This is a genomic window from Phyllobacterium trifolii (genome assembly GCF_014192095.1).
Taxonomy (GTDB): domain Bacteria; phylum Pseudomonadota; class Alphaproteobacteria; order Rhizobiales; family Rhizobiaceae; genus Phyllobacterium; species Phyllobacterium trifolii.
This window is the reverse complement of record NZ_JACHXN010000001.1, coordinates 548,813-574,398: the sequence shown is the minus strand read 5'-3', so window position 1 is coordinate 574,398 and position 25,586 is coordinate 548,813. Positions and strand designations below refer to the sequence as shown.

Below are 25,586 nucleotides of genomic sequence, written 5' to 3'. Positions count from 1 at the left end.
ATCGTCGCTGCGACAATCACCGGTAAAGCAGTGTGAGAAGGCAATGACCTGAATGGGCAAAACGATCGAACAGATCTGGATCGGGAAAACCAGCTCATGGCTCTGAGCCTTTGGGCTCGCAGACGAGATTAGGACCCTATCCGCAGATCACCATACCGGCCCGCGGCGCCAGACAGGCCGCTTCCACGAGGCCTGACACAAGACCGCACTCGATCACTGTTCATAAAGGTTCAAAAACTTCTTGCATCCCGGGCGGCAACCACACAAGCAATTACATTTGCTCGTGCCCTGGTCGAGATCGAGGTCGGCCTCGAAGTGGACAGCGCTGCAGTGACAGCTTCCGTGATACGTCTTTTTCACTCTTTCCTCCGAGGCAAATGCATAACCTTATAGTTAAATAACCTTTTGGTTTAATAATGGATGCGATCACAAAGGTCAAGTTTGCTGTCACCACTTTTTTGAGCCACAAATTTTCCTTGGAAATTGCCATTTCGGACATCAGCTTGCCCTGCGGCGAGAATCCTCGCTGTTTGATTTGTCGGAGATGGAGATGAGAAATGAGTGGTCGTATCACGCGCCGCGGGGCATTGATTGGTTCAATCCTGACGATGCCGGTCCTCGCCTTGTCGCAGAGGTCAATACAGGCTGCACCGGAGAGCCGGATGGACCTTGCCGGCGCGTTCAAGGCAATCGAGGCGGAAGCCGGTGCGCGCCTTGGAGTTTCGGCACACGATACCGGCAGCGATAATCGCATCGAGTATCGCCAGCATGAGCGCTTTGCTATGTGCAGCACATTCAAGTTTCTCGCGGCAGCGGCGGTCCTTGCGCGCGTGGATCACGAGCAGGAGCGACTGGAACGGATTGTCACTTACAAGAAGAGCGATCTCGTTCCCTATTCGCCGGTAACCGAAAAGCATGTTGGCAAGGGCATGCCCCTCAAAGCAATCTGCGAAGCCGCAATCACGATGAGCGATAACACAGCCGGCAATCTCATTCTCGACAGTCTTGGTGGGCCCAAGGGACTGACGAAATATGCGCGCAGCCTTGGCGATGCTACATTCCGGCTGGACAGGCGCGAAACTGAACTCAACGAAGCAAAGCCTGGCGATGACCGCGATACGATCACGCCATCAGCGATCCTCAAGGATCTGCAGAAGACTGCTCTCGGTGATGCATTATCCAAATCGTCACGCGATCAGCTCACCGCGTGGATGCTGGCTAGCAAGACGGGAGACAAACGCTTGCGCGCCGGCCTTCCGAAGGACTGGAGTGTCGGTGACAAGACGGGAACCAGTGACAGCGGGATGGCCAACGACATCGCCGTCATCTGGCCTCCAAACCGCAAGCCCATTCTTCTGGCCGTGTATCTATATGACCCGAAAGGGACGGCTGACAGCCGCAACGACATTCACAAGAAGGTCGCGCAGCTGATAGTCGAGAATATCTGATGGAAGAGACTTAAGGACAACCCGGCAAGGATCGCAAGGGCCATTTATTCAACCCTGCGTTCGTTGCCGCTTTAGGCAAAGCAAGCCAAGTGTTGGGTGTCTTGTAGGCGAAGCAGAACGCACCGAGCCAGCCGGTGCATTGAGGAGGATTGGCCACCTCAACCATGGCAAAGGTCCTGCCTGTGAGATTTGGAGGTGCGCTATGCGGTATATGCCGTTTAGGGTCACCCTAGAATTGAAAAGAACCCGGACAGGCTGGCAAGTCATCGTCCGGGTCCACTTTTCGATAAACTAGGAAAAGGGAGGTGGGTAAAAACCTGCCTCCTGCTCCAACGACAAGATAACATTTTCCGCCGTATTGCCAAGCGGCATCTGATCCTGGCGATTGAACTCGTCTACTGCCTGGTCAGGCTTTCGCTTTTGCAGATCAGCCCGCCCATCACGCATCCAGAGAGAGAGAGCTTACTCCCGCTGGCCGTCGCCTTGCCGTTATAGGTCTTGCCTTCGTCGAGTTTGTTGACCGTGCCCTTATAGGATCCGTCCTTGCCGGACATTGAACCAATCGATTTACCCTTGTATTCCCCCGTCAAAACTGTTCCGCAATAGGAATCCCCGCCGCACGAAGAATACTGAATAATCGTTCCGTTTGGCCGCTTCCAAGAGCCAACGATAGGCTCTTCCGCAAGGGCAGGGCCTGCCATGAGAACGAAACCGGCACAGGCCAGCACTATTTTGCGCTTCATACTTTCCTCCCGAACGCGTGGATGCATGTCATTCATGCTTATCGCCATCTTACGCACACGTAAACGTAATTCAAGGTAATCTGCGACAGAATTTTGATCCCTACAGCCATGCAATGGCGGGAAATTATAATCGCTCCTCGCCTGGCAAACCTGTTCTTTGGTTATCAAATGCTTGAAATCCCTCACCTGCATTTTACGAGAATTTTCGGCAAATGCCCGCAATTGCTGGTGCGTTATATTTAATAAATTCCGAAATTTACGAGTTGTTTTTGTTTTGTTTGTGCGCGGTTAATCATGCCCTTTAACAGCAATTTCAAGCCTATGCTGCATTCTCGAAAGCATCGAAAGAACACGCCAAACAACAAAACAAGCGGTTCTCAGAAGTCTAACAGGGCTTTCGTCAAGTAACGGTTCGGGTTCAACAAGGGATTTGGTAAAATGGCACGCTTTGATCTTCAGCATACCGATAGCGGACACGCCGGAGGTTCGGCACAGACTGATATTCTCTTCGAAATGGGAATTATGTACGCGACAGGCCGGGATTGCGCTATCGATCTCGTGGCAGCTCATAAATGGTTCAATATTGCCGCCATCAAGGGGTGCGACCGGGCAGCAGAACTGCGGGCGGAACTTGCTCAGTCAATGTCGAAGCCCGATATCGCTGCGGCCCTGCGTGCTGCGCGCGAATGGATGACTTCCCACTAAAACCGTGCATCCGTTCTGCACAAAATCCCATATTGTGAACTCAATCACAACGGGTTATCGTAATGTTTGCAACCGTGGGTATACAATTGGTTGTCTGGTCACGTATGGAGTGTTGCTGTGAGTGCGTATGATTCTTGACAAAGACGGGGAAGTGATGCTTGACGATCTTGAAGGATTGTTATCGCGATTAACGGATGCTCAAAAACAGCTGATATTGTTGTCTGCCAAGTCAAAAGCATTTCCGGATAACAACACATTGAACAAAGTTGCCACGTTATCTCTCAACATTTCAGCAGTTGAAGCGCTTATCGCCGACGCCCGGGACCAGAAGGCCCGGCCGGTCAAGGCCAATGATTGAGCTTTGGAAACTCCAGCTTGGAGAGCTGGAGTTTGTTTCGCTCGCTACTTACGCTTAGACGCTGGCCGGTCCGACACGTGTTGCTTCGAACAGGAACCAGTGCCTGCGCTCGGTCTCATCTATGAAGTTCTCGATGATACTTGTCGTGGCGCTGTCGCCATGTTCGCTGCACAGCTCGTGAACCTGGCGCAGATAGCCAATGAAGCTCTTATTATCGTCGCGCAGCTCCGCCAGCATATCCTCCGGTGTGACGAAATTGGCATCGTTGTCGGGGATGCGTTGTTGAGCGCTGATCTGTCCAATGGACTTCAACGTCGTGCCACCGATTTTCCGTACCCGTTCCGCGAGGACGTCGGTCATCGCGAAGATCTGCTCCGCTTGTTCGTCCAGCATGAGATGGAAATCGCGAAAGTGCGGGCCGCTCATGTGCCAGTGAAAATTCTTGGTCTTCATATAGATTGCAAAGGTGTCTGCGAGCAGAGCATTCACCGCTCCGGCGATATCGCGCACTGCATTACCGCCCAGATCGCTGGGGGTAGCGGTTGGAGCACGTTTGATGGTCTGCAGGGATTTTTTAGCCACGGGTCGATCTCCTTGACGTAGGGAAACGCTTCGACAGACACTCGATCAGCCGAGTGCCGCGCTAGTTCTAGCACGCGTTACCCAGCATTTCTGCCTCAATTCTTGGTTGTATCGGCAGGTGCTTCCTCAAACCGCACCAAGGCGGAATTTTCTTTGACTTGTGAATTCTCGGACACAATCTCGGCAACCTTGCCATCATGCGGCGCAGTAATTGAGTGCTCCATTTTCATAGCTTCGAGTACGAGCAATATCTGACCTTTTTTGACCAGGTCACCGGCCGCTACGCGCACGGCTTTCACCAGGCCCGGCATCGGAGCCGTAAGCCGGTCTCCGGCATTGCCTGCCTGTTCGGCGAGCAAAAAAGGGTCGGCGATGCTGAACGTCGTTGCCATCCCATTGGCGACTATGGCTACGCCATGTGGTATCGCTACGGTCTTCGCCCGCAAATTCATGCCCTTGCCGGTGAGGTGCCAGCCTTGCGGTTCATGTAGCACACGCAGTTCGACTACAGCATCTGAACCGGAAATCGCGTACCGCTCGTCTCCAAGCACTGACACACCATACCGCACGATCTGTCCGGCCTCTTCGAGCATGACCGGATAAGCCAGCCCGTTGTGATGGCTGTAGCCGCGCAGGGCCGTCCACGGATCACCGTGGGCCGGTCGCTTCAGAAGACCGCTGGCAGAAAGGATGGCCAGTTCCTTCGCACCTTTAGGCGTCGCGACGGGAACGATCAATCCTGCAAGATCGCGGTCGATCAGCCCTGTATCGACGTCACCGGCGGCAAATCCCTGATGGCGGATCAACGCCGACAGGAATGGCGCGTTCGTGGTCGTACCGGCAATTTCCGTTTGGCTCAGTGCGCTCTCCATTGCGGCAAGCGCAGATGGGCGATCGGCGCCGTGCACCACGAGCTTGGCGATCATCGGATCATAGTAGGGCGAGATCGTATCGCCCGCCCGAACGCCGGTTTCGACGCGAACCTCGCCGTCCTGCAGTGCATTGGGAAACGACAGATGGTGCAGCGTGCCGATGGCTGGCAGGAAACTTTTCGCCGGATCTTCAGCATAGAGCCGCGCCTCGATAGCATGGCCGTCGAGAGGGATTTGCTTTTGAGATAGCGGCAACTTTTCGCCGGCCGCCACACGCAATTGCCACTCTACCAGGTCGAGCCCGGTGATCATCTCGGTTACCGGGTGTTCCACCTGCAACCGCGTGTTCATCTCCATGAACCAGAAACGGTCGGGCTTTAGCCCCTCCGTGGCATCGACGATAAATTCGATCGTGCCCGCGCCGGAATAATTGATCGCTTGCGCTGCCTTGACGGCCGCACTGGTCATTGCAGAGCGCACCTCTGCGGTGATGCCCGGGGCAGGGGCTTCCTCGATGACCTTTTGATGGCGGCGCTGCAGCGAGCAGTCGCGCTCGTAGAGATGCACCACATTGCCGTGATTGTCGCCAAACACCTGCACTTCGATATGGCGCGGTTTGGCGATGTACTTTTCCACCAGCACGCGGTCATCGCCAAATGCGCTCTTGGCCTCGCGCCGCGCACTCCCCAGCGCTTCGGCGAAATCATCGGGATTATCGACTTTGCGCATGCCTTTTCCGCCACCGCCGGCGCGCGCCTTGATCAATACGGGATAACCGATCTCGCGGGCTTTGGAGGCGAGCACCACCAGTTCCTGCGCCTCGCCATGGTAGCCCGGAACGACGGGGACGCCGGCCTTCTCCATCAATCGCTTTGCAGCGTCCTTGAGCCCCATTGCCCGGATCGAATCCGCGGAAGGTCCGATGAAGACCAGGCCGGTTTTCACCACCGCATCGACAAAACCCGGATTTTCGGAAAGGAACCCATAGCCAGGATGAATAGCCTCAGCTCCGCTTTTCAGGGCAGCGTCTATGATGTGGTCGGCACGCAGATAACTGTCGGTGACGGGCGAGGGGCCGATATAAACAGCGTCATCCGCCATCGCCACGTGCAGCGCGTGCGCATCGGCGTCGGAATAGACTGCGACTGTGCCGATACCCATTCTCTGCGCCGTACGGATAACGCGGCAGGCGATTTCACCACGATTGGCAATGAGGATTCTGGAGAACATTTTTGTCATTGTTTTCGCTCCCATCACATCCTGAACATGCCAAAGCGCGTTTCCTCGATAGGCGCGTTTAGCGCGGCGGAGAGGGAAAGCGCCAGCACCTCGCGGCTTTTTGCCGGGTCGATGATGCCGTCGTCCCAAAGCCGCGCCGAGGAATAGAGCGGGTGACCCTCACGCTCATATTTCTCAAGGATGGGTGCACGGAATGCAGCTTCGTCGCTGGCTGACCATTCTCCACCCTTGCGCTCGATACCCTCGCGTTTGACCAATGCCAGAACGGTGGCCGCCTGTTCGCCGCCCATGACCGAAATGCGGGCATTCGGCCACATCCAGAGGAAGCGCGGCGAGAAGGCTCTGCCGCACATGCCATAATTGCCAGCGCCGAATGAACCGCCGACGATCATCGTCACCTTGGGCACACGCGCCGTGGCGACCGCCGTGACAAGCTTTGCGCCATCCTTGGCGATCCCGCCAGCCTCGTAGGAACGCCCGACCATGAACCCGGTGATGTTCTGTAGGAAGACCAGCGGGATGCCGCGCTGCGTGCACAGCTCGATGAAATGCGTGCCCTTCAGCGCGCTCTCGGAAAACAGCACGCCATTATTGGCGATGATACCGACCGGCATGCCGTAGAGATGCGCAAAACCGGTTATCAGCGTCGTGCCGTAATTCTGCTTGAACTCGTCGAATTCCGAACCATCGACAATGCGGGCGATCAATTCGCGCGCATCATATGGCTGGCGCAGATCGCTCGGTATGATGCCGTAAAGTTCATGTGGATCATAAAGCGGCGGAATCACCTTGCGAAGATCGAGCCCTATCTCCTTCTTTCGATTCAGGTTTCCAACGATACGCCGGGCAATGGCGAGCGCGTGCGCATCATCCACGGCGTAGTGGTCGGCAACGCCCGATTCGCGTGTATGCACTTCCGCACCGCCAAGTTCTTCTGCCGAAACCTCTTCGCCTGTCGCTGCTTTGACCAAGGGAGGGCCCGCAAGAAAAATCGTTGCCTGGCCTTTGACCATGATGGTTTCTTCCGACATGGCGGGCACATAGGCACCGCCCGCCGTGCACGATCCCATGACGACCGCAATCTGCGGGATGCCTGCGGCCGACATGTTGGCCTGGTTGTAAAAGATGCGACCGAAGTGCTCGCGATCCGGAAAGACCTCGTCCTGATTGGGCAGATTGGCCCCGCCGCTATCCACAAGATAGAGGCAGGGCAGATTGTTCTGCAGCGCTATCTCCTGTGCCCGCAGATGCTTTTTCACCGTAAGGGGATAATAGGTGCCGCCTTTCACGGTCGCATCATTGATGACGATCATCGCTTCCTTGCCGGATACACGGCCGATCCCTGCAATCAGACCGGCGGATGAAATTGTGTCCTCATACATATCCCAGGCGGCAAACTGGCCGATTTCCAGAAAGGGCGAACCGGCGTCCAGAAGCTGTGCCAACCGATCACGCGGGAGGAGCTTGCCACGCGACGTGTGGCGCTCGCGCGCCTCATCGGTACCACCCTTGATCACCAATTCCGCCTTGGCCTGGATATCACCGACCAGTGCCTGCATTCGTTTTGTATTGGCGGTAAAGTTCTCGGACGTGGTGCTGATCTGGGAGGTGAGGACGGTCATGCGGTCTCCTGTTATCGGCAGTGATTAGGTGCAGTGGTGGTGATTCAAGCGCTCTCTGCAAACATTTCCCTGCCGATAAGCATGCGCCGTATCTCGCTCGTGCCAGCGCCGATTTCATAGAGCTTGGCATCGCGCAGCAGCCGTCCGGTCGGATAGTCGTTGATATAGCCGTTGCCGCCGAGCGCCTGTATCGCCTCAAGCGCGCACCATGTTGCTTTCTCTGCAGCGTATAGAACGCATCCTGCCGCATCCTTGCGTGTGGTTTCGCCGCGGTCACAGGCGGCTGCAACGGCGTAAACATATGCCCGGCAAGCATTCGTCGTCGTGTACATGTCTGCCAGCTTCCCCTGCATCAGCTGGAATTCTCCGATCGGTTGGCCAAATTGCTTGCGCTCATGCACGTAGGGCACAACCACGTCCAGACAGGCGTCCATCACTCCCAAAGGTCCACCGGCAAGCACGACGCGCTCATAGTCCAACCCCGACATCAGGATTTTGACACCTTGGCCCTCTTCGCCAAGTACATTTTCGAATGGAACTTCACAGTCCTCGAATACAAGCTCGCACGTATTGGAACCGCGCATACCGAGCTTGTCCAGCTTTTGGGCGGTGGTAAAACCCTTGAATTCCTTCTCGATCAGAAATGCCGTGATTCCGCGGGAGCCCGCGGCAGGATCGGACTTCGCATAGACCACTAACGTGCTGGCGTCCGGGCCATTGGTGATCCACATCTTGTTACCGTTCAGAACGTAACGCTCATTCTTCTTGTCGGCGCGCAGTTTCATCGAAACGACGTCGGAGCCCGCACCCGGTTCTGACATGGCGAGCGCGCCGACATGTTCGCCCGAGCAGAGTTTCGGCAAAAACTTTGCCTTCTGCTCCGCGGTGCCCCAGCGGTTGATCTGGTTCACGCAAAGATTGGAATGCGCACCATAAGAGAGACCGACTGACGCCGAGGCGCGGGAGATTTCCTCCACCGCAATCGTGTGAGCGAGATATCCAACGCCGGACCCGCCGAATTCCGGGTCGGCAGTCATTCCGAGCAAGCCGAGCTCGCCCATTTTCTGCCAGAGGTGCATGGGGAATTGATTGGATCTATCGGTCTCGGCCGCCAGCGGTGCTATCTCCGCCTGCGCAAACCGGTGTACCGTTTCCCGCAGTGCCTCGATTTCCTCAGAGACTCCGAATCTTAGGCCCGACTGGTACATTTCGTCCTCCCGTTCTAGTTGTCGCAATCTTCTTGGCGCCAACAAGGCGCAGTCCCATTTCGACATACTTTTCTGCAATCTCGTCGACACTAAGCCTGTCGTCCGTCCGGAACCAGACCATGACACCGGTAATCATCGCGATAATGGCGCGGGTTGTCAGCGCAATGTCATCGATGGCAAATTCGCGTGTATCCATGCCGTCGTCGAGTATGTCCCGAAGGCTGTTCTCGTACCGCGCGCGCAATTCAACGATAATGGCTCGGTTTTCCGGGCTGAGGCTGCGCAGCTCCATATTTCCGATGTGCACGTCGTCCCGCCGCTCTACATGAAAACGGATATGGAAACGAATGAAGGCGCAGAACTTCTCCAGCGCCGTATGAGCGCTGCGGCTCTCGGCTTCCCAGGCGGCAAGCACACGATCCATGTGTCCCCGCATAACCGAAAACAGCAATTCCTGCTTGTTGGGGTAGTAGCGATAGAAGGCCGCGGGCTGCACGCCCACTTCGTCCGCGAGCTGGCGCATCGACATCGCTTCATAGCCGACGCGGGCAATCAAATGCTTCGCAGCAATATCAATTGCGCTGCGTGTTCTTCCGCCATCTGATCCGGTTGTGCGTGCCATGGCGAATTAATAAAACGAACGTTCAATTAATTCAAGAGGCATGTTGCTAGACGAAGGTATGGATGGAGGAGCGGCGGGGATGCATGTACGGTCGGCCAATTGGAGTCGATTAATCAATTTTCAGAGTGGGTTTCATGTTTGAACGACGCAGTTCTCGTCTATTCGCTACCCTGATTACAGCAATTTTCCTGCCGCTGGCATTGATCCCTTCGGCAAATGCCTTGAGCATGAAGGAGTGCAGCGTCAAGTACAAGGCGGCGCAGAGTGCCGGCGAAGCAGAAGGCGTTTCGTGGAGCGAATTCCGTAAAGCCCAATGCACCACGCCCGCTGAGGCGGCTGACGAGTCAGCCAACTCCGCATCGACGGAGGCCAAAGCAAAGACGACTGAAGATAAGCCAGAAACAACGCCAAAAAAAGCCGAAATGGTAGCCAGATCCCCATCCGGAAAGACGACGTTTCCGTCATCGATAGCCGAAAAATTTGCTGCAGAGAAACCTGCCAAGGCCCGCATGCACACATGCCTTGAGCAATACCACGCGAACAAGAAAGGCGGCACGCTCGGCGGCACGCGCTGGATCGAAAAAGGCGGCGACTACTACAAGTTGTGCAATGCCAAGCTGAAGGGGGGAGGTTAAGGGAGCGGCGGCCATGGCTCATAAACTTACAAGGTTGGAGAGCTTGAAATCCGCCGATGGCGGTGGCACATTTGAAGATATGGAACATCGCGTCGCATTTCTGGAAAAATCTTTTGGGAAGATGGACGGCAAACTGGATGTCATCCTCAATGGAATTGCAGGCTTGAAGGAAGATGTTTCAATCCTGAAGGGAGACGTTTCAGGCCTGAAGGGGGACGTATCGGGTCTGAAGGGAGACGTTTCGGGCTTGAAGGGAGACGTTTCAGGCTTGAAAGAGGGTGTCGCCTATCTGAAAGGCAGGATTGACCAGCTTCCTACAATGTTGCAATTGCTTGGCTTCGTATTGGCAATATTCGCCATGGCGGGGTCTTCAAATATTTCACGCCGTAAAATCAACTGAGTTGCTCCGGCCCATCATTCGGGCCGGTCATAAGTAATAGCGCAATATCTGAAGACCCTGCGACCGACTGTCGTGGGACAATGATGACGCTTCGATTATTCCAAGCGCTTGAAATCCAGCGCCTTGAATGCTGTCGCCGCTACAACAATCCAGCTGAAAATAAGTAGCGAGCCGCCGAGCGGTGCCGCAAACGGAAACAGGCTGTGACCGGCAAAGTCGAGCGAGACGAGATCGCCAATGAAGAACAACAGCCCGATCACCAGCAGCCACGCGCCGAAATAGGCTGGCCGACTGACTTTTGCCAATATGGACAGCGCTAAAAATGCGGGGGCGTGGATAAACAGGATCGGCGCAATCGTGGCCATATGACCTTCCGCACTATGGGCCGCTGCGGCATAGGCCGCGATACCTGCAGCCCCGAACAGTCCACCGAGACCGGCAAAAACCCGATTGATATCCAAGCTATTCTCCGTTTCCAGGTTTGTCCGGGCTCACCGGCTACTTTACAGCGGCCAAGGCCTGCGGAAGCTGTTGTTCGAAATAATCAAGTTCTTCGTCAAGGCCGACGCTGACACGGATGCAGCGGTCGAGACCTGGCGCCATTGGTTTGCGCACGAAAACGTCGCGGTCGATCAGAGCGTTGAGAACGGCGAGGGCAAATGGCCCATCGTGCCCGCAATCGATAGTGACGAAATTGGTAGCAGAGGGAATCGCCGCAAGGTCGTTCTTCACAGCAATCTGCACGATCCGCTCACGTCCAGCGACAATCCGTGCAATCACCGCCTTGAGATAATCTTGATCCTTTAGCGCTGCTAGGGCGGCTATCTGTGTCAGTTTGTTCATGCCGAAATGGTTGCGGATTTTGTCGAACGCCAGGATCTGTTTTCCGGCGCCGACAGCATAGCCGCAACGCATTCCGGCGAGCCCATATGCCTTGGAAAAGGTGCGCATGCGCAGGACATTCGGCCGCGAAACATCGATCCGCGGCAGAGCGTCCGCCGGTGCCGTTTCGCCGTAAGCTTCGTCGAGGATCAGTATCGTGTTTTTCGGCAGCACATCGATAAAGCGCTCGATCTCCGCCGCTGCCCACCACGTCCCCATTGGATTGTCGGGGTTGGAGAGATAGACGAGCGGTGCCTGTTCGCGCTTTACTGCAGCAAGCAGTGCCTCAAGGTCCTCGCGATCCTCCCTGTATGGCACTGTCACCAGCCTTCCGCCAAAGCCGGCCACATGAAAATTGAATGTCGGATAGGCACCGAGCGAAGTGACGACCGGTGTGCCCTCGCGCACGTACTGGCGCACGGCGAGTCCGAGCAACGTATCGACGCCTTCGCCAACGACGATATTGGCCGGTACAACGCCGAGATGCGCTGCAAGCGCATGCTTCAAGTCGAAATTTTCTGGATCGGCGTATTTCCACGCCTCCCCGGCATGGCTTTGTATGGCGGCAATGACTGAAGGCGCTGGGCCAAAGCCGCTTTCATTGGCGCCAAGTCGGGCTTTGAAAGGCCGGTTGCGCTTGCGTTCCAGCGCTTCTGGTCCGACGAACGGTACAGTCGAGGGCAGGGAGTCGATCAGGGGGATCAGGTGCGGTTCCATGTCCACAGCGATATCAGTTTTTGTGCCGGCAAAAAGCAAAATTTCGCTCTTTTGCATCGAACTCACAGTTCGAGGTCGCGATCACATATCGTCTTTCAGCGGAACCAAACCATTGTCGCGGGGTTTCCCTCCCACTGGGACAAAACAGGTTCAATTGAGAGGCAGGATAATGAAAAAGGTTTTTATAGTGACTGCAGCGGCGTTTTTCGCCACCTCCGGTCTGGCGATCGCTCAGGATAGCGTTGTCGTTGAAGTGCCGCAGTCTGCCCGGGATTATGTCATCGCGCATCCGGCCGATCCAGTTGTTATAGAGGGTGACTTATCTCAGGGTTACGTCGTACCCGAAACAATCGTGGTGCGGCCAATTCCGGAGAGCCCGGGCTATGGCTACATCTATGTCGATGGCCGCCCCGTGATCGTCTCCATGGAGAAGCGCGAGGTCGTCTATCTGTCGGACAATGCTGGGGCTGCGCCCGATGACGGAGCTATCCCGGACGACGTTGTCTCCTACATAGAGACCAATCCGACTGATCCGGTGGTCATCGATGGTGACGTAACCATGGGCACGGTCATTCCTGACGATGTGCCGCTGGTCGCCGTGCCTGATCAGCCGCGCTACTCATACGTATATGTGCAAGATGGTCCCGCACTCATAGAACGTGAGACACGGCGCGTCGTCTGGGTCAGGTAAATATACTGTTCGATAACACTTGCCCGCGCTTCGGCGGGCGAGTGTTTACCATCGCGGTGCCGGTAATAGCGATAGCGATTGTCATAGATGATCAGCGGCGTGTTGAATTGCATCTGTTCGAATTGCGCCCGGCTCGCGGCGCGCCTGTCGAGATCGAGATTGAGCAGGCAATTTGCGAATGCATCGGTCCCACGCCGGAAACCATAGGATGAACAGGTCTGGTTATCGAGCGCGCGCCGCTCTTCCGGCGTCATGGAGACGCAGCCGGTGATCAAGAGCGTGAGCAAAACAGTTAATCCTGCCAATGGTCTCATGGATTCCTCTGCCAGACCGCTAATTCCCGATCAACACCAGAAATATTACTGAACAGGTTTCAAATATTGGCGCTTGCAGTTGCATCATATCGATAAGGTCCTGACCGCACTATCCCAATTGCTTGGCAGCTTTAATAGCCAGACTTTGGTTGGATGATAGGATTGGGAGGGAGGCTTACAAAACCAGCCTCAAGTCGCGAAAAAAACACCGGCAATCATGAGAATAATTATTGCTCCTGCCAGGATCGGCAGGATTGAAAAACCCGCAGGCGTGGGTTGAGGCCTCAATACCAATTTGGCAAAGCGAGCAGAATAGTGGCTGCTACCTGGGTGCATATGACAAAAGTGACGAAGGGTATAAACCCGTCGCTGATCTTCCGGTTGTCGTTTGCTGCGGCAAAGCTCATAAGGACTGCTCCCGATTGGACGATCCTTTGAAAGTGCCGAAGGATCATGATCGTCAGTGCCGAATTTCGGCTTGGTCACGCAACTGTAACAGTTTGAAACCTTTTGTCACCCAAAAAGTTCTCATCCTTGTTCAACTGTGCCGTGATAGCCTTCTTCCGGCGATGAAATGCTGCTGCCATAACGTAGAGAAAATCTTCAGTTTCAGTGGTTTAGCTCCAGCGGTGCAGAACCTGTGCAGGTTCTGCACCGCTGGAGATTTTTGTTACTCGGCTGGCGTTGCGGCAGGAGCAATCGCGCTCGAATTGTGGCTGGAATCGCCATCGAAGGTGCTGGCATGATGGCTCTTCAGCTGTCGATTTCCGGTCATCGCACGTATGAGCACGTAGAACACTGGCGTCATGAACAGGCCGAACAACGTCACGCCGATCATCCCGGCAAACACCGCTACACCCATTGCGCTACGCATTTCCGCACCGGCTCCTGTCGATGTGACAAGAGGCACCACGCCCATGATGAAGGCGAGCGACGTCATCAGGATCGGCCTGAGCCGCAGACGACTGGCCTCAACTACAGCCTTGAATGGCGTCGCCCCGGTAAACTCCAGTTCCCGCGCAAACTCGACGATCAGGATGGCGTTCTTGGCGGATAGCCCGACAAGCACGATCAGCCCGATTTGCGTGAAGACATTGTTGTCTCCCGCCGTCAGCCAGACGCCGGTGAGGGCGGCAAGCAATCCGAGCGGCACGATCATGATGATCGACAGCGGCAGCGACAGGCTTTCATATTGCGCCGAGAGGACGAGGAACACGAGGAGGATCGACAGCGGGAAGATAAGGTAGGCCGAGTTGCCTGCAATGATCTCCTGATAGGTCAGCTCCGTCCATTCGAAGCCGATCCCGGGCGGCAGGGTGTCGGCGGCAATCTTTTCCACCGCAGCTCGCGCCTGGCCCGATGAGTAGCCGGGCGCCGCATTGCCGTTCACATCGGCAGCGAGGAAGCCGTTATAGCGCATGGCGCGATCCGGTCCCGCACTGGATGAGACGTTGACCAAGGCCGACAGCGGGATCATCTCGCCCGAACCCGATCGTACCTTCAGATCGCCAATATCCTCAGACTTGGCCCGGAAATTCGACTCCGCCTGCATCCGGACGGAATAGGTGCGGCCGAACTTGTTGAAGTCGTTGACATAGACCGAGCCAAGATAAATCTGCAGCGTGTTGAAGATTTCCGGCAGCGATACATTGAGTTGGCGTGCCTTGGCCCGGTCAACATCGGCATAGAGCTGCGGAACATTGATCTGATAGCTGGTGAACAGGCCCGTCAGCTCCGGCGCGGTGGCCGCCTTGGCGAGGAACGCCTTGGTTGCGTCGTCGAGAGCCTGATAACCAAGACCATTGCGATCCTCGATCTGCAGCTTGAACCCGCCGATCGAGCCGAGACCTTGGACGGGAGGCGGCGGGAAGACGGCGCTGAACGATTCCTGGATGCCGGCTATTTGCTGATTGAGTGCCATGGCGATCGCACCGGCACTCAGGTCCGGCGTCTTGCGCTCTTCGAAAGGTTTCAGCGAAACGAAGACAACGCCGGCATTCGAACTATTGGTGAAACCGGCGATGGACAGGCCAGGGAAGGCAATCGTGCTTTGTACACCGGGTATCTTCAATGCCATGTCGCCGATGCGGCGGACGACCGCTTCCGTCCGGTCAAGCGTCGCACCATCCGGCAGCTGTGTGAACCCGACCAGATACTGCTTGTCCTGCGGCGGAACGAACCCGCCGGGCACGCTCTTGAACATGAATGCCGTTGCGCCGATCAAGACAAGATAAATCCCCATCATAATCGTCTTGCGCGAAATAACGCCGCGCACACCTTTGCTGTAGCCGTTGGCTCCCCGCGTGAACACGGCATTGAACCCGCGGAAAAGCCAGCCCAGTGTCAGGTCCATGAAGCGCGTCAAACGGTCTTTTGGTGCGTCGTGTCCCTTCAACAGAAGAGCGGCGAGTGCAGGCGACAGCGTGAGGGAGTTAAACGCCGAGATGACCGTCGAGATGGCGATCGTCAGCGCGAACTGCCGATAGAACTGACCCGTAAGGCCGCTGATGAAGGCGAGGGGCACGAACACCGCGACCAGAACCAGCGCAATCGCGATGATCGGTCCCGAGACTTCGCGCATCGCCTGTACCGTCGCTTGCCGCGGGGCCAGACCGTTCTCGATGTTTCGCTCGACGTTCTCGACCACCACGATGGCGTCATCGACGACGATACCGATGGCGAGAACAAGACCGAACAGGCTGAGTGCGTTGATCGAGAAACCGAACAGATGCATCACCGCAAACGTACCGACGATCGATATCGGCACCGCGATCAGCGGAATGATCGATGCACGCCACGTCTGCAGGAACAGGATAACAACCAGAACGACCAGCAGCACCGCCTCAAGCAGCGTATGGATGACGGCCTCGATCGAAGCACGGACGAACTGGGTCGTATCGTAGACGATCTCGTAGTCCACGCCTTCCGGCATGGTCAGCTTCATCTCATTCATCGCGGCACGAACTTCATCGGCGATCTGGATCGCATTGGAGCCCGGTGCCTGGAAGATCGGGATAGCGACGGCACTCTTGTTGTCGAGCAGCGAGCGTAGCGAATAGTCGGCTGCGCCAAGTTCGATGCGGGCAATGTCACTCAAATGTGTGATCGCGCCATTGGCGGCAGTCTTGACGATGATCTGGCCGAATTCTTCTTCGGATTGCAACCGACCTTGCGCGTTCACCGTCAATTGCAGATCGACACTGTTCGAGTTGGGCGATGCACCGATGGTACCGGCAGCAGCCTGCACGTTCTGCGCACGGATCTCGTTGAGAACATCGGTTGCCGAGAGGCCTAGCTCCGCGGTCTTCTGCGGATCGAGCCAGATACGCATCGAATAGTCGCCGGATCCGAACAATTGCACATCGCCGACGCCATTGATGCGGGCGAGGCGATCCTTGATGTTGATCAGGGCGTAGTTGCGCAGGTACGTGATGTCGTACCGATCATTGGGCGAGATGAGGTTGACCACCAGCATCAGGTCAGGCGAACTCTTGACCGTGGTGATCCCGAGACTGCGCACTTCTTCCGGCAAGCGCGGTTCCGCCTGCGAAACGCGGTTCTGTACCAGCTGCTGTGCCTTGTCCGGATCTGTACCAAGCGCAAAGGTCACAGTCAGCGTCATCTGGCCGTCTGCCGTCGCTTGACTGCCCATGTAGAGCATGCCTTCAACGCCGTTGATCTGCTCTTCCATCGGCGTTGCGACTGTTTCGGCAATGACCTTCGGATTTGCACCCGGATATTGCGCCCGCACCACGATGGATGGGGGCACGACATCCGGATATTCCGAGACGGGCATCGTCGTCAGCGAAATCAAACCGCCGAGGAAGATGATAAAAGAAAGAACGCCCGCAAAGATCGGGCGGTCGATAAAGAAATTGGAGATATTCATATCAATTCCACCTGCCCGATGCGGGGCTCTGGATAGTTATTGTTTGAGCTTGGCCTGGTCCGCCAGCGCCTGCTGGTCTGGAGCCTTGCTGCCCATCGCTACCATCTCCGGTGCAACGAGCGAGCCAGGGCGAATACGCTGCAAGCCATTGACGACGATCTTGTCATCCGCCTGCAATCCAGCCGTGACGATCCGCAGGCCATCGGCCTTGGCGCCAAGCGAGATTTCGCGATACTCGACGACGTTCTTCGAATTGACGACCATGACGAACTTCTTGTTCTGGTCGGTTCCGACAGCTTTTTCGTCAACCAGCAATTCGTTACGCTCGTTGGCCTGACCCATGCGGACCTTGGCGAACTGACCGGGCATCAGCTTGCCATTGGCGTTATCAAACACCGCACGAACCTTGACGGTACCGCTCGTCGCATCGACGCTGTTGTTGATCAGCTGTAGTTTGCCGGTGATCCCGTCCTGGCCGTGCACATCCATCTGAACCGGGATACGGTTGACGAAGTCACGGCTGTTCAAGCCCTCGGGAAGATCGGCGAGCGCATTGGCGACGACGTTCTCATCGGCCTCGAAACTCGCGTAAATCGGGCTGATTGAAACCAGCGACGTCAGTAATGGCGCGCTCGGTCCCTCGGCGATGAGATTGCCGGGGGTGATCTCGATACGTCCGACCCGGCCACTGATCGGTGCGCGAATATCGGTCCAGTCGAGGTTGAGCATGGCGGTCTGTAGCACGGCCTTGGCCGCTTCGAGGTCCGCCTCGGCGCTGGTCTGAACATTCAGACGTTGATCATAGTCGCTCTGGGACGCAAAGCGCGATGTCACGAGCTGCTTGCCGCGCTGAAGTTCGCTCTTGGCATAAGCGAGCTTCGATTCCGCAGAGGCCACCTGCGCCTTTGCGCGAGCAACTTCTGCCTCGTATGGCGCTGGGTCGATCTTGACCAGAAGGTCGCCCTGCTTGACGATCGCGCCTTCCTTGAAGGCAACCGACTGGATGGCGCCGGCGACGCGCGAGCGTACTTCAACCGCATCGACCGCCTCAAGCCGTCCGGAGAATTCGCTCCACTGCGTTACGAGCTTTGGCTGTACCACCGCAACTGAAACAGGGGTGGCTGGCGCGGCCGCGGCCTGGCCTTTTTCGCCTTCCGCGCGGCTCTGCTGCATGTCCAGAAAGTGCGAGCCGCCGACAGTGGCAAGTGTCAGAACCAGAGCGCTGGCATAGAGGCTTTTTCTTAAAGTGCTGATTGACATCGTGGTCATCCTGCTTTGAAAGTTTCCGCCATTGGGAGGGTGGCGAATCTGAATTCGATCATCGAATTGAGCATTGACGTTCTATACCGATCGGTATAGAACGGTTGATATAAGGCGGCGATGTAACAGCTGTCAATGGAATTTTATACCGAGCGGTATAATTCTTTTAGGGAGTGTTGTCCATGGGACGGCCCAGGGAATTTGATGCGGACGATGCCTTGCAGACAGCTTTGGAGCTATTCTGGCGAAAAGGCTATGAAGGCACGTCCATCACTGACCTGACCGACGGAATGGGTATCACCAAGCCCAGTCTCTACGGAACCTTCGGCAACAAGGAAGAACTCTTCCGCATGGCGCTGCAGCGCTACGAGCAGAACTACATGGCCTTCTTCTGGAAGGCACTGGAGCAGCCGACCGCGCGGATTGTTGCGCTGGATATATTGCATGGTTTTGCCAATGCCCAGACTGAAGAGTGCAATCCTGGTGGATGCCTTGGTATCAATGCCGCGATGGGCTGCAGTGAAGCCGCGGAAGCAATCCAAAAAACCATCATCGAGCGTCGCCAGATAGGGCAGAAGGCGCTGGCGCGGCGTTTCGAACGCGCCATGCGTGAAGGTGATCTGCCCGCCGACTGCAATGCGGACGATCTTGCCCGCTATCTCTTGACCATCGCCCAAGGCACTGCTGTCCAGGCATCGAGCGGGGCTGGCCGGGAAGAGCTTTACCGGCTGATCGACATCGCCATGAAGTCTTTTCCAGGCTCGAACTAACTACCCTTCAAATTCAGCCTGATGCATCAGGTCAGTCTGTTGCGGAACAGCCAAGCCGAAAATGGCAGGGTAACCGCGGCGATGGCTACCAGCGCAAGCATTTCCGGCAGCAATTGCCTCAGTCCTGCGCCCTCCAGATAGACCTGGTGTGTAATGCTGATCGCATAGCGCAGCGGATTGATCATTGTCAGATACTGCAGGATCTCCGGCATATTGCCGATCGGCGCCGTTAGACCCGACAACAGCATGAATGGCATCAGCAGCACGAACGAGTAGATCATTGCCTGCTGCATGTTGCCTGCGAGCGAAGAGATGAAAAGGCCAATGCCGACTGCCGCAGCGAGGAACAGCACCAGCCCCAGGTAGAGCATGAAATAAGAACCCTCGAAGGGAATCTGGAACCATAGCTGGGCGACGAGCAATATGGTCGTTGCCTGCGAGAGACCGACCATCATCGAGGGCAGGGCCTTTCCAACCATGATCTCGGACGGTCTGAATGGCGTGACTAGCAGCTGGTCGAAAGTCCCCGCCTCACGTTCGCGCGCGACCGACATGGCAGTCAGCATCAGCGTCATCATCATGGTGATCGTACCGATCAATGACGGGATCATGTACCACCGCGTCTCAAGGCTGGGATTGTACCAGGCGCGCGTGGTTACCTTGATGCCGTTATTCCTTTCTTGGCCGTTCTCCTCACGCCATCGCGCGGTGAAGTCCGTCGCGATGGTATTGATATAGCTCTGCGCGGTGCCGGCCGTGTTGGAATTGCGGCCATCGGCGATGATCTGCAATTTGGCCGGCATTCCGGCCATCAGCCGCCTCTCGAAATCCTGGTCGATGACCACCACCAGCAAAACCCGGGCGTCATTGATGAATTTATCGATGTCGGATGTCCGCTGCAACGTCGCAACACGGCTGAAAATGCCCGAGCCGTCCAATTTCGAAACCAGCTCTATGGATGCCGCGCTGTGATCGTGATCGAGAACCGCGTAGGGCACATTGTTGAGATCGTAACTCGCGGCATAGCCAAAGATCAGACATTGCAGGATAGGCGGCAGCACCAGCACGATACGGCTTTTCGGGTCCTTGAACATCGCCAGCAATTCCTTGCGGATCAGCGCGATTATCCGGAAGAAGGATTCTTTCATGGCCGTCTCACCCGAGTTTCTTGCGCGTGGCGAAAAGGGACGCGGTCATCAGAATGGTTGCCATGACCGCAAGCACTGCCGCGTTGGGCAGGATGACGGCCCAGATATCGCCCGCAAGGAACAATGTCTGCAGCACACTGACGAAATAGCGCGCCGGGAAGATGTAGGTGATGCCCTGGATCACCAGAGGCATGCTTCTGATGTCGAACATGAAGCCCGACAGCATCATCGCCGGCAGAAAGGTGACGATCAACGTGATCTGGCTGGCGATGAACTGGTTCTTGGTGAGCGAGGAGATCAAAAGCCCGATACCGAGCGCCACCAGCAGATAGAGCATCGATACGATGATCAATATCCACAGTGATCCGCGCAGGGGCACGCCAAAGAGCACCTGACTGCCGATGACTGAAAGTGCCAGTCCCAGCATACCGAGGATGAAATAGGGGACAGTCTTGCCCAGTAAAATTTCGCCGGGCCGGGCAGGGGTGACGAACAGCGCTTCGAATGTGCCGCGTTCCCATTCCCGCGCCATCACCAGTGCCGTCAGCAGCGCACCGATCAGTGTCATGACAAGAACAATCAGCCCCGGCACCAGGAAATAGGTGCTGTCATTGGCCTCGTTGAACCAAAGCCGCGTCTGCAGATTGATCGATGCACCGGAATTCAAGACCATTCCTTGCGCTGCCTCCCGCGCCAGCCACGTGCCGACCGCGCCTTGCGCATAGCCGAGCGCGATGCGGGCTGTATTGGCGTCACTGCCATTGACGACGACCTGAATTTCCGCCGTGCCGTTCTGCACATCGCGGGCGAATTGCGGTGGTATGCGCACGATGCCGCTGACGGTCTTGTCCGCGAGCAGCCGCTCCGCCTCCGCCATGGTCTTGACCGGATACGTCTGGAAATAATCCGACAGTTCGAATCCGGAAACCGCGGCGCTCGCCTCTGCTGATGATTCCTCCATGACCAGCGCAACGGGAAGGTTCTTGAGGTCGAACGACAGGCCGTAACCGAACAGGATCAACAGTACCATCGGCATGACGATGCCGACGGCAACGCTGCTTGGGTCGCGCACCACCTGCCAGCTCTCTTTGCGCACCAGCGCGAGGATACGGCGCAGGCGGCCATGCTGGGACGAGGGTGCGGCCATCACGCGGCCTCCTTCTTGTCTCGCCGGGACTCCTCGACAATGGCGATGAAGGCGTCTTCCATGTTCGGTTCTTTGCCGTTCTTCGCCTTGGCATGGGCACGGATTTCGGCAGGTGTTCCCTCGGCAAGGTTACGCCCCGCATCGAGAATGATGATGCGATCGCAATATTCCGCCTCTTCCATGAAATGTGTGGTGACGATCACCGTCACGCCTTGCTCGGAAAGCGCGGTAATGCGTCCCCAAAACTCGCGCCGTGCCAGCGGATCGGCGCCGCTGGTTGCCTCGTCCAGAAACAGAATGTCTGGCTCGTGCAAGAGCGCCGCCGCCATGGCAAGGCGCTGCTTGAAACCGCCGGGTAGTTGTCCGCTCGGCAGCGTTGCCAGATCACCCAGTTCGAACTGCTCTTTCGACCAGGCAACGCGGTCACGTTTCTTCTGCCCGCGCAAACCATAGGCGCTGGCGAAGAAATCGAGATTTTCATCCACGGACAGATCGCCATAGAGCGAAAACTTCTGTGCCACGTATCCGAGTTTCTGCCGGGCTTCGGCCCGTGAGGTGCGTAAGTCCGCACCAGCAACGCGCAGCGTGCCGCTGGTTGCCGGCATCAGCCCGCACAACATGCGAAACGTCGTGCTTTTCCCGGCGCCATTCGGGCCGAGCAGTCCATAAATCTCGCCCCGCTTCACCTGAAAGCTGACGTGATCAACCGCAGTGAAATCGCCAAATTTGCGCACCAGATCGTGGACTTCGACCGAAATCTCATCACCCGCTGCCGCCTTGGGCCGCTCGAGTTCTACCTCGCTGGAATGGCTCTTGGTAGCTACGGCGCCGAACAGCACCATGAACCCATCTTCGAAGCGCGCTGAGACCGGCTGAAGTTTGATGGCTTTGCCGTCAAGCTTGATGTCGTCCTTGAAGTCCGGTTGTTTCACCACCCGCACTTTGCCAGCTTCAGGCACCGCATCGACAACGCCATCCAGCCGGAACAGCAGGGCCTGCAGCGACCGGGCGTTAGTGCCTTTCCCCGGCGTGGCTATAAAAACACAGTCACTGGCTTTTTCTGTGATTTCGTCGGGTTTTCCCTGCGCCAGAACCTTGCCCTGATGCATGACGACGGCGTGGTCGCAGAGTTCTGCCTCGTCCAGATAAGACGTGCTGACGACGACGGTCAGTTTGTCCTCGCGCACGAGCTTGGTGACGATCTCCCATAATTCGCGCCGTGACAGGGGATCGACGCCCACGGTCGGTTCGTCCAAGAGGAGGAGTTCCGGCGAACGCACCAGTGTGCACGCGAGGCCGAGCTTCTGCTTCATGCCACCGGATAGCTTGCCGGCAAGGCGCTGCGTGAAACGCCCGAGATCGGTCATCTCCATCAGCCGCGGGTAAATCTCTCTGCGCTGTTCCCTGGTGATGCCGTGCAGGTCGGCGTAAAGATCGAGGTTCTGCTGGACACTCAAATCCTCGTAGAGGCCGAATTTCTGCGGCATGTAACCAATACGGTTCTGTATTGTCTGCGGATCGGCAGCGACATCTATCCCGAGCACGGAGAGCTCGCCACTGTCGGCGACCATCAGCCCCGCAATCAGGCGCAGTAACGTGGTTTTGCCCGCACCGTCAGGTCCTACCAACGCAGTTAACGTTCCTTGCCGCGCTTCGAAGGAAACTCCCTCCAGCGCCTTGACGGTCTCGCCCGTATCGCGGCGGAAGCTCTTGTGGATGGTCCGCGCCGTGACGGGGCTGGTTGGCGCGGCGCCGCTCATGGCGTTGTCTTGCTTTCCGTTTGTTCGACTACGGGCTTTGGTGCTTCGTCTGCCAGAAGCTTTACAGTGGCGGGCATGCCGAGCCGGAACATATCGTCCTTGTCCTCGACGAAAACCCGTACCTCATAGACAAGGCTCGAACGCAGATCTTCGGTCTCTACGGTCTTCGGCGTGAATTCCGCCACGGGCGAGATAAAGCCGACCCAGCCATCAAGCGGGCGATCCGGGAAACTGTCGGATGTCACCTTGGCGCGCATGCCGGAACGGACATGTCCGAGGTTGACTTCCGAGACATAGGCCCGCACCCATTTCGTGCCGATGGTCGCCAGCGAGAATACGGGCTTCGTCGGGGCTGCCATTTCGCCCGGTTCCATAAGCCGCGAGCGTACCACCGCGTCGAACGGTGCCACGAGTTCCGCATCGTCGAGCTCCTGCCGTATCAGCGCAAGCTGGGCTTCATTGCCACGTAGTTGTGCTTCGGCCTGCAGCAGTTCCTCGGCGCGCGGACCGGCCACGGCAAGATCGAGCGCACTCTGCGCGACTTCGACTTTAGCGTCCGCAACTGCGGCTGTGGCCTTTGCCGTATCGAGGTCTTGTTTGCTGATCGTAGCTGTCGCGGTCAGTGCAGCCCGCCGCTCATATTGGATGTTGGCGTTTGCCGCGTCCGCCTTGGCCGATGCAAGATTGGCGCGCGCCTGTGCAATTTCTTCGGGACGGCTGCCGTTGCGGAGTTTCATCACCATCGCACGTTGTGCGGCGACAGTCGCATCGGCCTCCCGCACCTGCGGCGACAGCCGGCTAGTATCGAGTCGCGCCAGAACCTGGCCCTTTTTGACGATATCGCCTTCCTCGACGAGAATTCCCGCAATGCGCTCCGAGCCGTTGAAGGCGAGCGTTGCCTGCCGCAGGTCGACATTCCCATAAAGCGTCAAAGCATCATTGGCCACCGGCCGATGCAGATACCACCATGCCCCACCGCCGATCGCGGCAAGAACAAAAAGGAGGATGATGATGCGAAGCGGCTTATTCATCTCTCAACCATAACGCGAAAAATATCGATATGTCAAATTTGAATTTGAATTTCAGCTTTCAAAAATTTCAAATTTCGTATAGAGTTCTCATATGGCCCGAAAGACACCGCGAAAACTGCCCGGGCGCCGCGAAGACGGCGCCACAACGAAAGCCCAGATTCTGGAAGCCGCTGGCGAAGTTTTTGCCGAGAAGGGGTTCGACCGTGCCACCGGCAAGGAGATTGCCGAGAGGGCAGGCAGCAACTCGGCAGCGGTCAACTACTACTATGGCGGGATCGAAGGCCTCTATGCCGACGTGCTTGTAGAAGCCCATCGTCGGCTTTTGACCTATGACAAGCTCGTTGCGCTTGCAGAGAGTCCTGGAGAGCCGACCGAAAAACTCAAAAGCCTCATCGGCCTGATCGCTCGCAGGATCACCGGACCCGAGTCGTCGTCGTGGGCGCTACGTGTCCTCAGCCGCGAGATTCTCTCGCCGTCATCGGTATTTCCGGTCCTTGTGAAGCAGGAAATTCTACCGAAAAAGCTTGTTGTAACCGGCATTATAGGGGAGATTTTGGACAGGCCGCATGACGACCCGGTCGTCACGCGTTGTACACTGAATATCATCGCACCCTTCGCCATGCTGCTCGTCGGCAACAGGCAGATATTTACCCAGGTGCTGCCGGGGTTCAACTCCGGCGAGCCTGAAGTCCAGGAGCAGATCGTCGAGCATTTTCAACGCTTTGCCCTTGCCGGGTTGACGGCAACGGCAGCTGCGTTGCGCTCAGACGATCACTGACGAATATCTTTGGAACTATCTGTGTGCCTGTCTTTGGGGGGAGTGTAGGCAGGCTCATCGGTTTTCTTTTGTGACTTGGCAATTGCCTCCCGCAGCATCTGCCATTCTCTTTCATGGCGCCGGTAAACATCCTGCGGAACAGTTTGTATCGTCATGTGGGTTCTCCGAATGGGTTGACGCCCCTATAACGATCACATAGGGCGCCCGTTCCCACTTCGCCATTCAAGATTTGCAACCGGCATTTACAGATGCGAAGAGGATGGTCTCGGCGTCCCCAGACGCGGCGTATTACCATAGGACGAGATCCTGGACGCTTGGAACTTTGTCGTTCATTGCAAGTTCATCGTACTGGGTGCACCTAATGGTTGCATCACTTCACAGGAGACAATCTATGCACAAGATACTGAACGCCATCTCCGCAGCCATGCTCGGATTGGCAATGTTGTTGACATCCGCGGTCGCGTCCCAAGCCGCGCCGGTGTCCCCCACGACCCTTCAGCTATCATCAAATGTTGAACAGGTGCGCGACAACAGGGCAGATTGGAAGCGCCATCATTCCAGGCGCAACTGGAATCACAATCGTCGTGACGTGCGTCGTCATTACTATAGCAACCGCCGTGACTGGCGCCGGTCGCATTGGGACAATCGGCGGCATCATCGCAACTACCGGTATTATCAAAACAACCGCGGGCGGTATGGCAACGGCTACGTAGGCAAGAGCTGGCAATAACAGCACTTTAGGGAAAGTGGGGCGGCTTAATAGAG

At 56.7% G+C, this 25,586-nt stretch carries 24 protein-coding genes and 2 pseudogenes; 9 read left to right on the top strand and 17 right to left on the bottom strand.

Going from position 1 to position 25,586, the window contains the following annotated elements; all coding sequences use genetic code 11:
• Positions 1-252: 252 nt before the first annotated feature.
• Positions 253-360: pseudogene (locus FHS21_RS30540) on the bottom strand (GFA family protein); the annotation flags it as partial.
• A 197-nt stretch (positions 361-557) separates the two neighbouring features.
• Between FHS21_RS30540 and bla the strand changes: the two are divergent.
• Positions 558-1,448: a class A beta-lactamase gene (gene bla, locus FHS21_RS02935; protein WP_246410744.1), complete on the top strand. Its 891-nt coding sequence runs from the start codon at positions 558-560 to the stop codon at positions 1,446-1,448.
• 395 nt (positions 1,449-1,843) lie between these two features.
• Here bla and FHS21_RS02930 read toward each other — a convergent pair whose 3' ends face one another.
• The gene (locus tag FHS21_RS02930; protein ID WP_112527613.1) at positions 1,844-2,191 is read right to left on the bottom strand and encodes a DUF2147 domain-containing protein; all 348 of its coding nucleotides are present in this window, start codon (positions 2,189-2,191) and stop codon (positions 1,844-1,846) included.
• A gap of 438 nt (positions 2,192-2,629) precedes the next feature.
• Between FHS21_RS02930 and FHS21_RS02925 the strand changes: the two genes are divergently transcribed.
• Positions 2,630-2,896 carry a sel1 repeat family protein gene (locus FHS21_RS02925; protein ID WP_112527615.1) on the top strand — a complete coding sequence of 89 codons (267 nt, stop codon included), beginning with the start codon at positions 2,630-2,632 and terminating at the stop codon, positions 2,894-2,896.
• 121 nt (positions 2,897-3,017) lie between these two features.
• A complete protein-coding gene (locus tag FHS21_RS02920; RefSeq protein WP_158482185.1) occupies positions 3,018-3,254 on the top strand; it encodes a hypothetical protein in 237 nt (78 codons plus the stop codon).
• 54 nt (positions 3,255-3,308) lie between these two features.
• Here the strand turns inward: FHS21_RS02920 and FHS21_RS02915 are convergent, their stop codons facing one another.
• The 5 genes from FHS21_RS02915 to FHS21_RS02895 form a co-directional block, all read right to left on the bottom strand.
• Positions 3,309-3,836: a Dps family protein gene (locus FHS21_RS02915; RefSeq protein WP_112527619.1), complete on the bottom strand. Its 528-nt coding sequence runs from the start codon at positions 3,834-3,836 to the stop codon at positions 3,309-3,311.
• Positions 3,837-3,931: 95 nt separating this feature from the next.
• Complete coding sequence (locus FHS21_RS02910; RefSeq protein ID WP_183660955.1) at positions 3,932-5,938, bottom strand: acetyl-CoA carboxylase biotin carboxylase subunit; 2,007 nt, start codon at positions 5,936-5,938, stop codon at positions 3,932-3,934.
• Positions 5,939-5,961: 23 nt separating this feature from the next.
• The gene (locus FHS21_RS02905; RefSeq protein WP_183660914.1) at positions 5,962-7,569 is read right to left on the bottom strand and encodes a carboxyl transferase domain-containing protein; all 1,608 of its coding nucleotides are present in this window, start codon (positions 7,567-7,569) and stop codon (positions 5,962-5,964) included.
• 44 nt (positions 7,570-7,613) lie between these two features.
• A complete protein-coding gene (locus FHS21_RS02900; protein WP_183660912.1) occupies positions 7,614-8,777 on the bottom strand; it encodes an isovaleryl-CoA dehydrogenase in 1,164 nt (387 codons plus the stop codon).
• Positions 8,743-9,399, bottom strand: coding sequence for a TetR/AcrR family transcriptional regulator (locus FHS21_RS02895; protein ID WP_112527625.1), 657 nt, complete (start codon positions 9,397-9,399; stop codon positions 8,743-8,745). The genes FHS21_RS02900 and FHS21_RS02895 overlap by 35 nt, the downstream gene beginning before the upstream one ends.
• A gap of 134 nt (positions 9,400-9,533) precedes the next feature.
• Here FHS21_RS02895 and FHS21_RS02890 point away from each other — a divergent pair, with 134 nt between their 5' ends.
• Together FHS21_RS02890 and FHS21_RS02885 are read left to right on the top strand one after the other, a co-directional pair.
• Positions 9,534-10,034 (top strand): hypothetical protein, encoded by a 501-nt coding sequence (locus tag FHS21_RS02890; RefSeq protein ID WP_246410742.1) that lies wholly within the window; start codon positions 9,534-9,536, stop codon positions 10,032-10,034.
• A 13-nt stretch (positions 10,035-10,047) separates the two neighbouring features.
• On the top strand, positions 10,048-10,434 hold the full coding sequence (locus FHS21_RS02885; protein ID WP_112527627.1) for a hypothetical protein: 387 nt from the start codon (positions 10,048-10,050) through the stop codon (positions 10,432-10,434).
• 95 nt (positions 10,435-10,529) lie between these two features.
• Here the strand turns inward: FHS21_RS02885 and FHS21_RS02880 are convergent, their stop codons facing one another.
• Both FHS21_RS02880 and FHS21_RS02875 read right to left on the bottom strand, forming a co-directional pair.
• Positions 10,530-10,895, bottom strand: coding sequence for a DUF423 domain-containing protein (locus FHS21_RS02880; RefSeq protein WP_112527629.1), 366 nt, complete (start codon positions 10,893-10,895; stop codon positions 10,530-10,532).
• A gap of 37 nt (positions 10,896-10,932) precedes the next feature.
• Positions 10,933-12,039: a pyridoxal phosphate-dependent aminotransferase gene (locus tag FHS21_RS02875; RefSeq protein WP_162713615.1), complete on the bottom strand. Its 1,107-nt coding sequence runs from the start codon at positions 12,037-12,039 to the stop codon at positions 10,933-10,935.
• 163 nt (positions 12,040-12,202) lie between these two features.
• Between FHS21_RS02875 and FHS21_RS02870 the strand changes: the two genes are divergently transcribed.
• The gene (locus tag FHS21_RS02870; RefSeq protein ID WP_183660910.1) at positions 12,203-12,724 is read left to right on the top strand and encodes a DUF1236 domain-containing protein; all 522 of its coding nucleotides are present in this window, start codon (positions 12,203-12,205) and stop codon (positions 12,722-12,724) included.
• A gap of 68 nt (positions 12,725-12,792) precedes the next feature.
• Here the strand turns inward: FHS21_RS02870 and FHS21_RS02865 are convergent.
• The 3 genes and pseudogenes from FHS21_RS02865 to FHS21_RS02855 all read right to left on the bottom strand — a co-directional run.
• Positions 12,793-13,038 (bottom strand): annotated as a pseudogene (locus FHS21_RS02865) (hypothetical protein); the annotation flags it as partial.
• A 670-nt stretch (positions 13,039-13,708) separates the two neighbouring features.
• Positions 13,709-16,927, bottom strand: a complete 3,219-nt coding sequence (locus FHS21_RS02860; RefSeq protein ID WP_112527635.1) for an efflux RND transporter permease subunit — start codon at positions 16,925-16,927, stop codon at positions 13,709-13,711.
• Between the two features lie 36 nt (positions 16,928-16,963).
• A complete protein-coding gene (locus tag FHS21_RS02855) occupies positions 16,964-18,187 on the bottom strand; it encodes an efflux RND transporter periplasmic adaptor subunit (protein WP_183660907.1) in 1,224 nt (407 codons plus the stop codon).
• 182 nt (positions 18,188-18,369) lie between these two features.
• Between FHS21_RS02855 and FHS21_RS02850 the strand changes: the two genes are divergently transcribed.
• Complete coding sequence (locus tag FHS21_RS02850; RefSeq protein WP_112527637.1) at positions 18,370-18,957, top strand: TetR/AcrR family transcriptional regulator; 588 nt, start codon at positions 18,370-18,372, stop codon at positions 18,955-18,957.
• 26 nt (positions 18,958-18,983) lie between these two features.
• On the opposite strand, the gene FHS21_RS02845 is transcribed toward FHS21_RS02850, so the two are convergent.
• Genes FHS21_RS02845 through FHS21_RS02830 form a run of 4 tightly spaced genes read right to left on the bottom strand, consistent with a single transcriptional unit; the run spans position 18,984 to position 24,043 of the window.
• On the bottom strand, positions 18,984-20,105 hold the full coding sequence (locus tag FHS21_RS02845) for an ABC transporter permease (protein WP_112527639.1): 1,122 nt from the start codon (positions 20,103-20,105) through the stop codon (positions 18,984-18,986).
• Positions 20,106-20,112: 7 nt separating this feature from the next.
• Positions 20,113-21,252 (bottom strand): ABC transporter permease, encoded by a 1,140-nt coding sequence (locus FHS21_RS02840; RefSeq protein WP_112527642.1) that lies wholly within the window; start codon positions 21,250-21,252, stop codon positions 20,113-20,115.
• Entirely contained in the window at positions 21,252-23,012 is a 1,761-nt protein-coding gene (locus FHS21_RS02835) for an ATP-binding cassette domain-containing protein (RefSeq protein WP_183660905.1), read from the bottom strand. The genes FHS21_RS02840 and FHS21_RS02835 overlap by 1 nt, the downstream gene beginning before the upstream one ends.
• Positions 23,009-24,043: an HlyD family secretion protein gene (locus tag FHS21_RS02830; RefSeq protein WP_112527646.1), complete on the bottom strand. Its 1,035-nt coding sequence runs from the start codon at positions 24,041-24,043 to the stop codon at positions 23,009-23,011. Before FHS21_RS02830 ends, FHS21_RS02835 begins: the two co-directional genes overlap by 4 nt.
• A 91-nt stretch (positions 24,044-24,134) precedes the next feature.
• Here FHS21_RS02830 and FHS21_RS02825 point away from each other — a divergent pair, with 91 nt between their 5' ends.
• The gene (locus FHS21_RS02825; protein WP_112527648.1) at positions 24,135-24,821 is read left to right on the top strand and encodes a CerR family C-terminal domain-containing protein; all 687 of its coding nucleotides are present in this window, start codon (positions 24,135-24,137) and stop codon (positions 24,819-24,821) included.
• Here FHS21_RS02825 and FHS21_RS02820 read toward each other — a convergent pair.
• Positions 24,815-24,976 carry a hypothetical protein gene (locus tag FHS21_RS02820; RefSeq protein ID WP_162701865.1) on the bottom strand — a complete coding sequence of 54 codons (162 nt, stop codon included), beginning with the start codon at positions 24,974-24,976 and terminating at the stop codon, positions 24,815-24,817. The two genes, FHS21_RS02825 and FHS21_RS02820, sit on opposite strands and share 7 nt — an antisense overlap.
• Positions 24,977-25,212: 236 nt before the next feature.
• Between FHS21_RS02820 and FHS21_RS02815 the strand changes: the two genes are divergently transcribed.
• Complete coding sequence (locus tag FHS21_RS02815) at positions 25,213-25,551, top strand: hypothetical protein (protein ID WP_112527650.1); 339 nt, start codon at positions 25,213-25,215, stop codon at positions 25,549-25,551.
• The last annotated feature ends 35 nt before the right edge of the window (positions 25,552-25,586 follow it).

Coding starts and splice junctions, on each gene's coding strand:
- bla (WP_246410744.1), top strand. CDS start 558: ATGAGTGGTCGTATCACGCGCCGCGGGGCATTGATTGGTTCAATCCTG.
- FHS21_RS02930 (WP_112527613.1), bottom strand. CDS start 2,191: ATGAAGCGCAAAATAGTGCTGGCCTGTGCCGGTTTCGTTCTCATGGCA.
- FHS21_RS02925 (WP_112527615.1), top strand. CDS start 2,630: ATGGCACGCTTTGATCTTCAGCATACCGATAGCGGACACGCCGGAGGT.
- FHS21_RS02910 (WP_183660955.1), bottom strand. CDS start 5,938: ATGTTCTCCAGAATCCTCATTGCCAATCGTGGTGAAATCGCCTGCCGC.
- FHS21_RS02905 (WP_183660914.1), bottom strand. CDS start 7,569: ATGACCGTCCTCACCTCCCAGATCAGCACCACGTCCGAGAACTTTACC.
- FHS21_RS02900 (WP_183660912.1), bottom strand. CDS start 8,777: ATGTACCAGTCGGGCCTAAGATTCGGAGTCTCTGAGGAAATCGAGGCA.
- FHS21_RS02895 (WP_112527625.1), bottom strand. CDS start 9,399: ATGGCACGCACAACCGGATCAGATGGCGGAAGAACACGCAGCGCAATT.
- FHS21_RS02890 (WP_246410742.1), top strand. CDS start 9,534: ATGTTTGAACGACGCAGTTCTCGTCTATTCGCTACCCTGATTACAGCA.
- FHS21_RS02885 (WP_112527627.1), top strand. CDS start 10,048: ATGGCTCATAAACTTACAAGGTTGGAGAGCTTGAAATCCGCCGATGGC.
- FHS21_RS02870 (WP_183660910.1), top strand. CDS start 12,203: ATGAAAAAGGTTTTTATAGTGACTGCAGCGGCGTTTTTCGCCACCTCC.
- FHS21_RS02860 (WP_112527635.1), bottom strand. CDS start 16,927: ATGAATATCTCCAATTTCTTTATCGACCGCCCGATCTTTGCGGGCGTT.
- FHS21_RS02855 (WP_183660907.1), bottom strand. CDS start 18,187: ATGTCAATCAGCACTTTAAGAAAAAGCCTCTATGCCAGCGCTCTGGTT.
- FHS21_RS02850 (WP_112527637.1), top strand. CDS start 18,370: ATGGGACGGCCCAGGGAATTTGATGCGGACGATGCCTTGCAGACAGCT.
- FHS21_RS02845 (WP_112527639.1), bottom strand. CDS start 20,105: ATGAAAGAATCCTTCTTCCGGATAATCGCGCTGATCCGCAAGGAATTG.
- FHS21_RS02840 (WP_112527642.1), bottom strand. CDS start 21,252: ATGGCCGCACCCTCGTCCCAGCATGGCCGCCTGCGCCGTATCCTCGCG.
- FHS21_RS02835 (WP_183660905.1), bottom strand. CDS start 23,012: ATGAGCGGCGCCGCGCCAACCAGCCCCGTCACGGCGCGGACCATCCAC.
- FHS21_RS02830 (WP_112527646.1), bottom strand. CDS start 24,043: ATGAATAAGCCGCTTCGCATCATCATCCTCCTTTTTGTTCTTGCCGCG.
- FHS21_RS02825 (WP_112527648.1), top strand. CDS start 24,135: ATGGCCCGAAAGACACCGCGAAAACTGCCCGGGCGCCGCGAAGACGGC.
- FHS21_RS02820 (WP_162701865.1), bottom strand. CDS start 24,976: ATGACGATACAAACTGTTCCGCAGGATGTTTACCGGCGCCATGAAAGA.
- FHS21_RS02815 (WP_112527650.1), top strand. CDS start 25,213: ATGCACAAGATACTGAACGCCATCTCCGCAGCCATGCTCGGATTGGCA.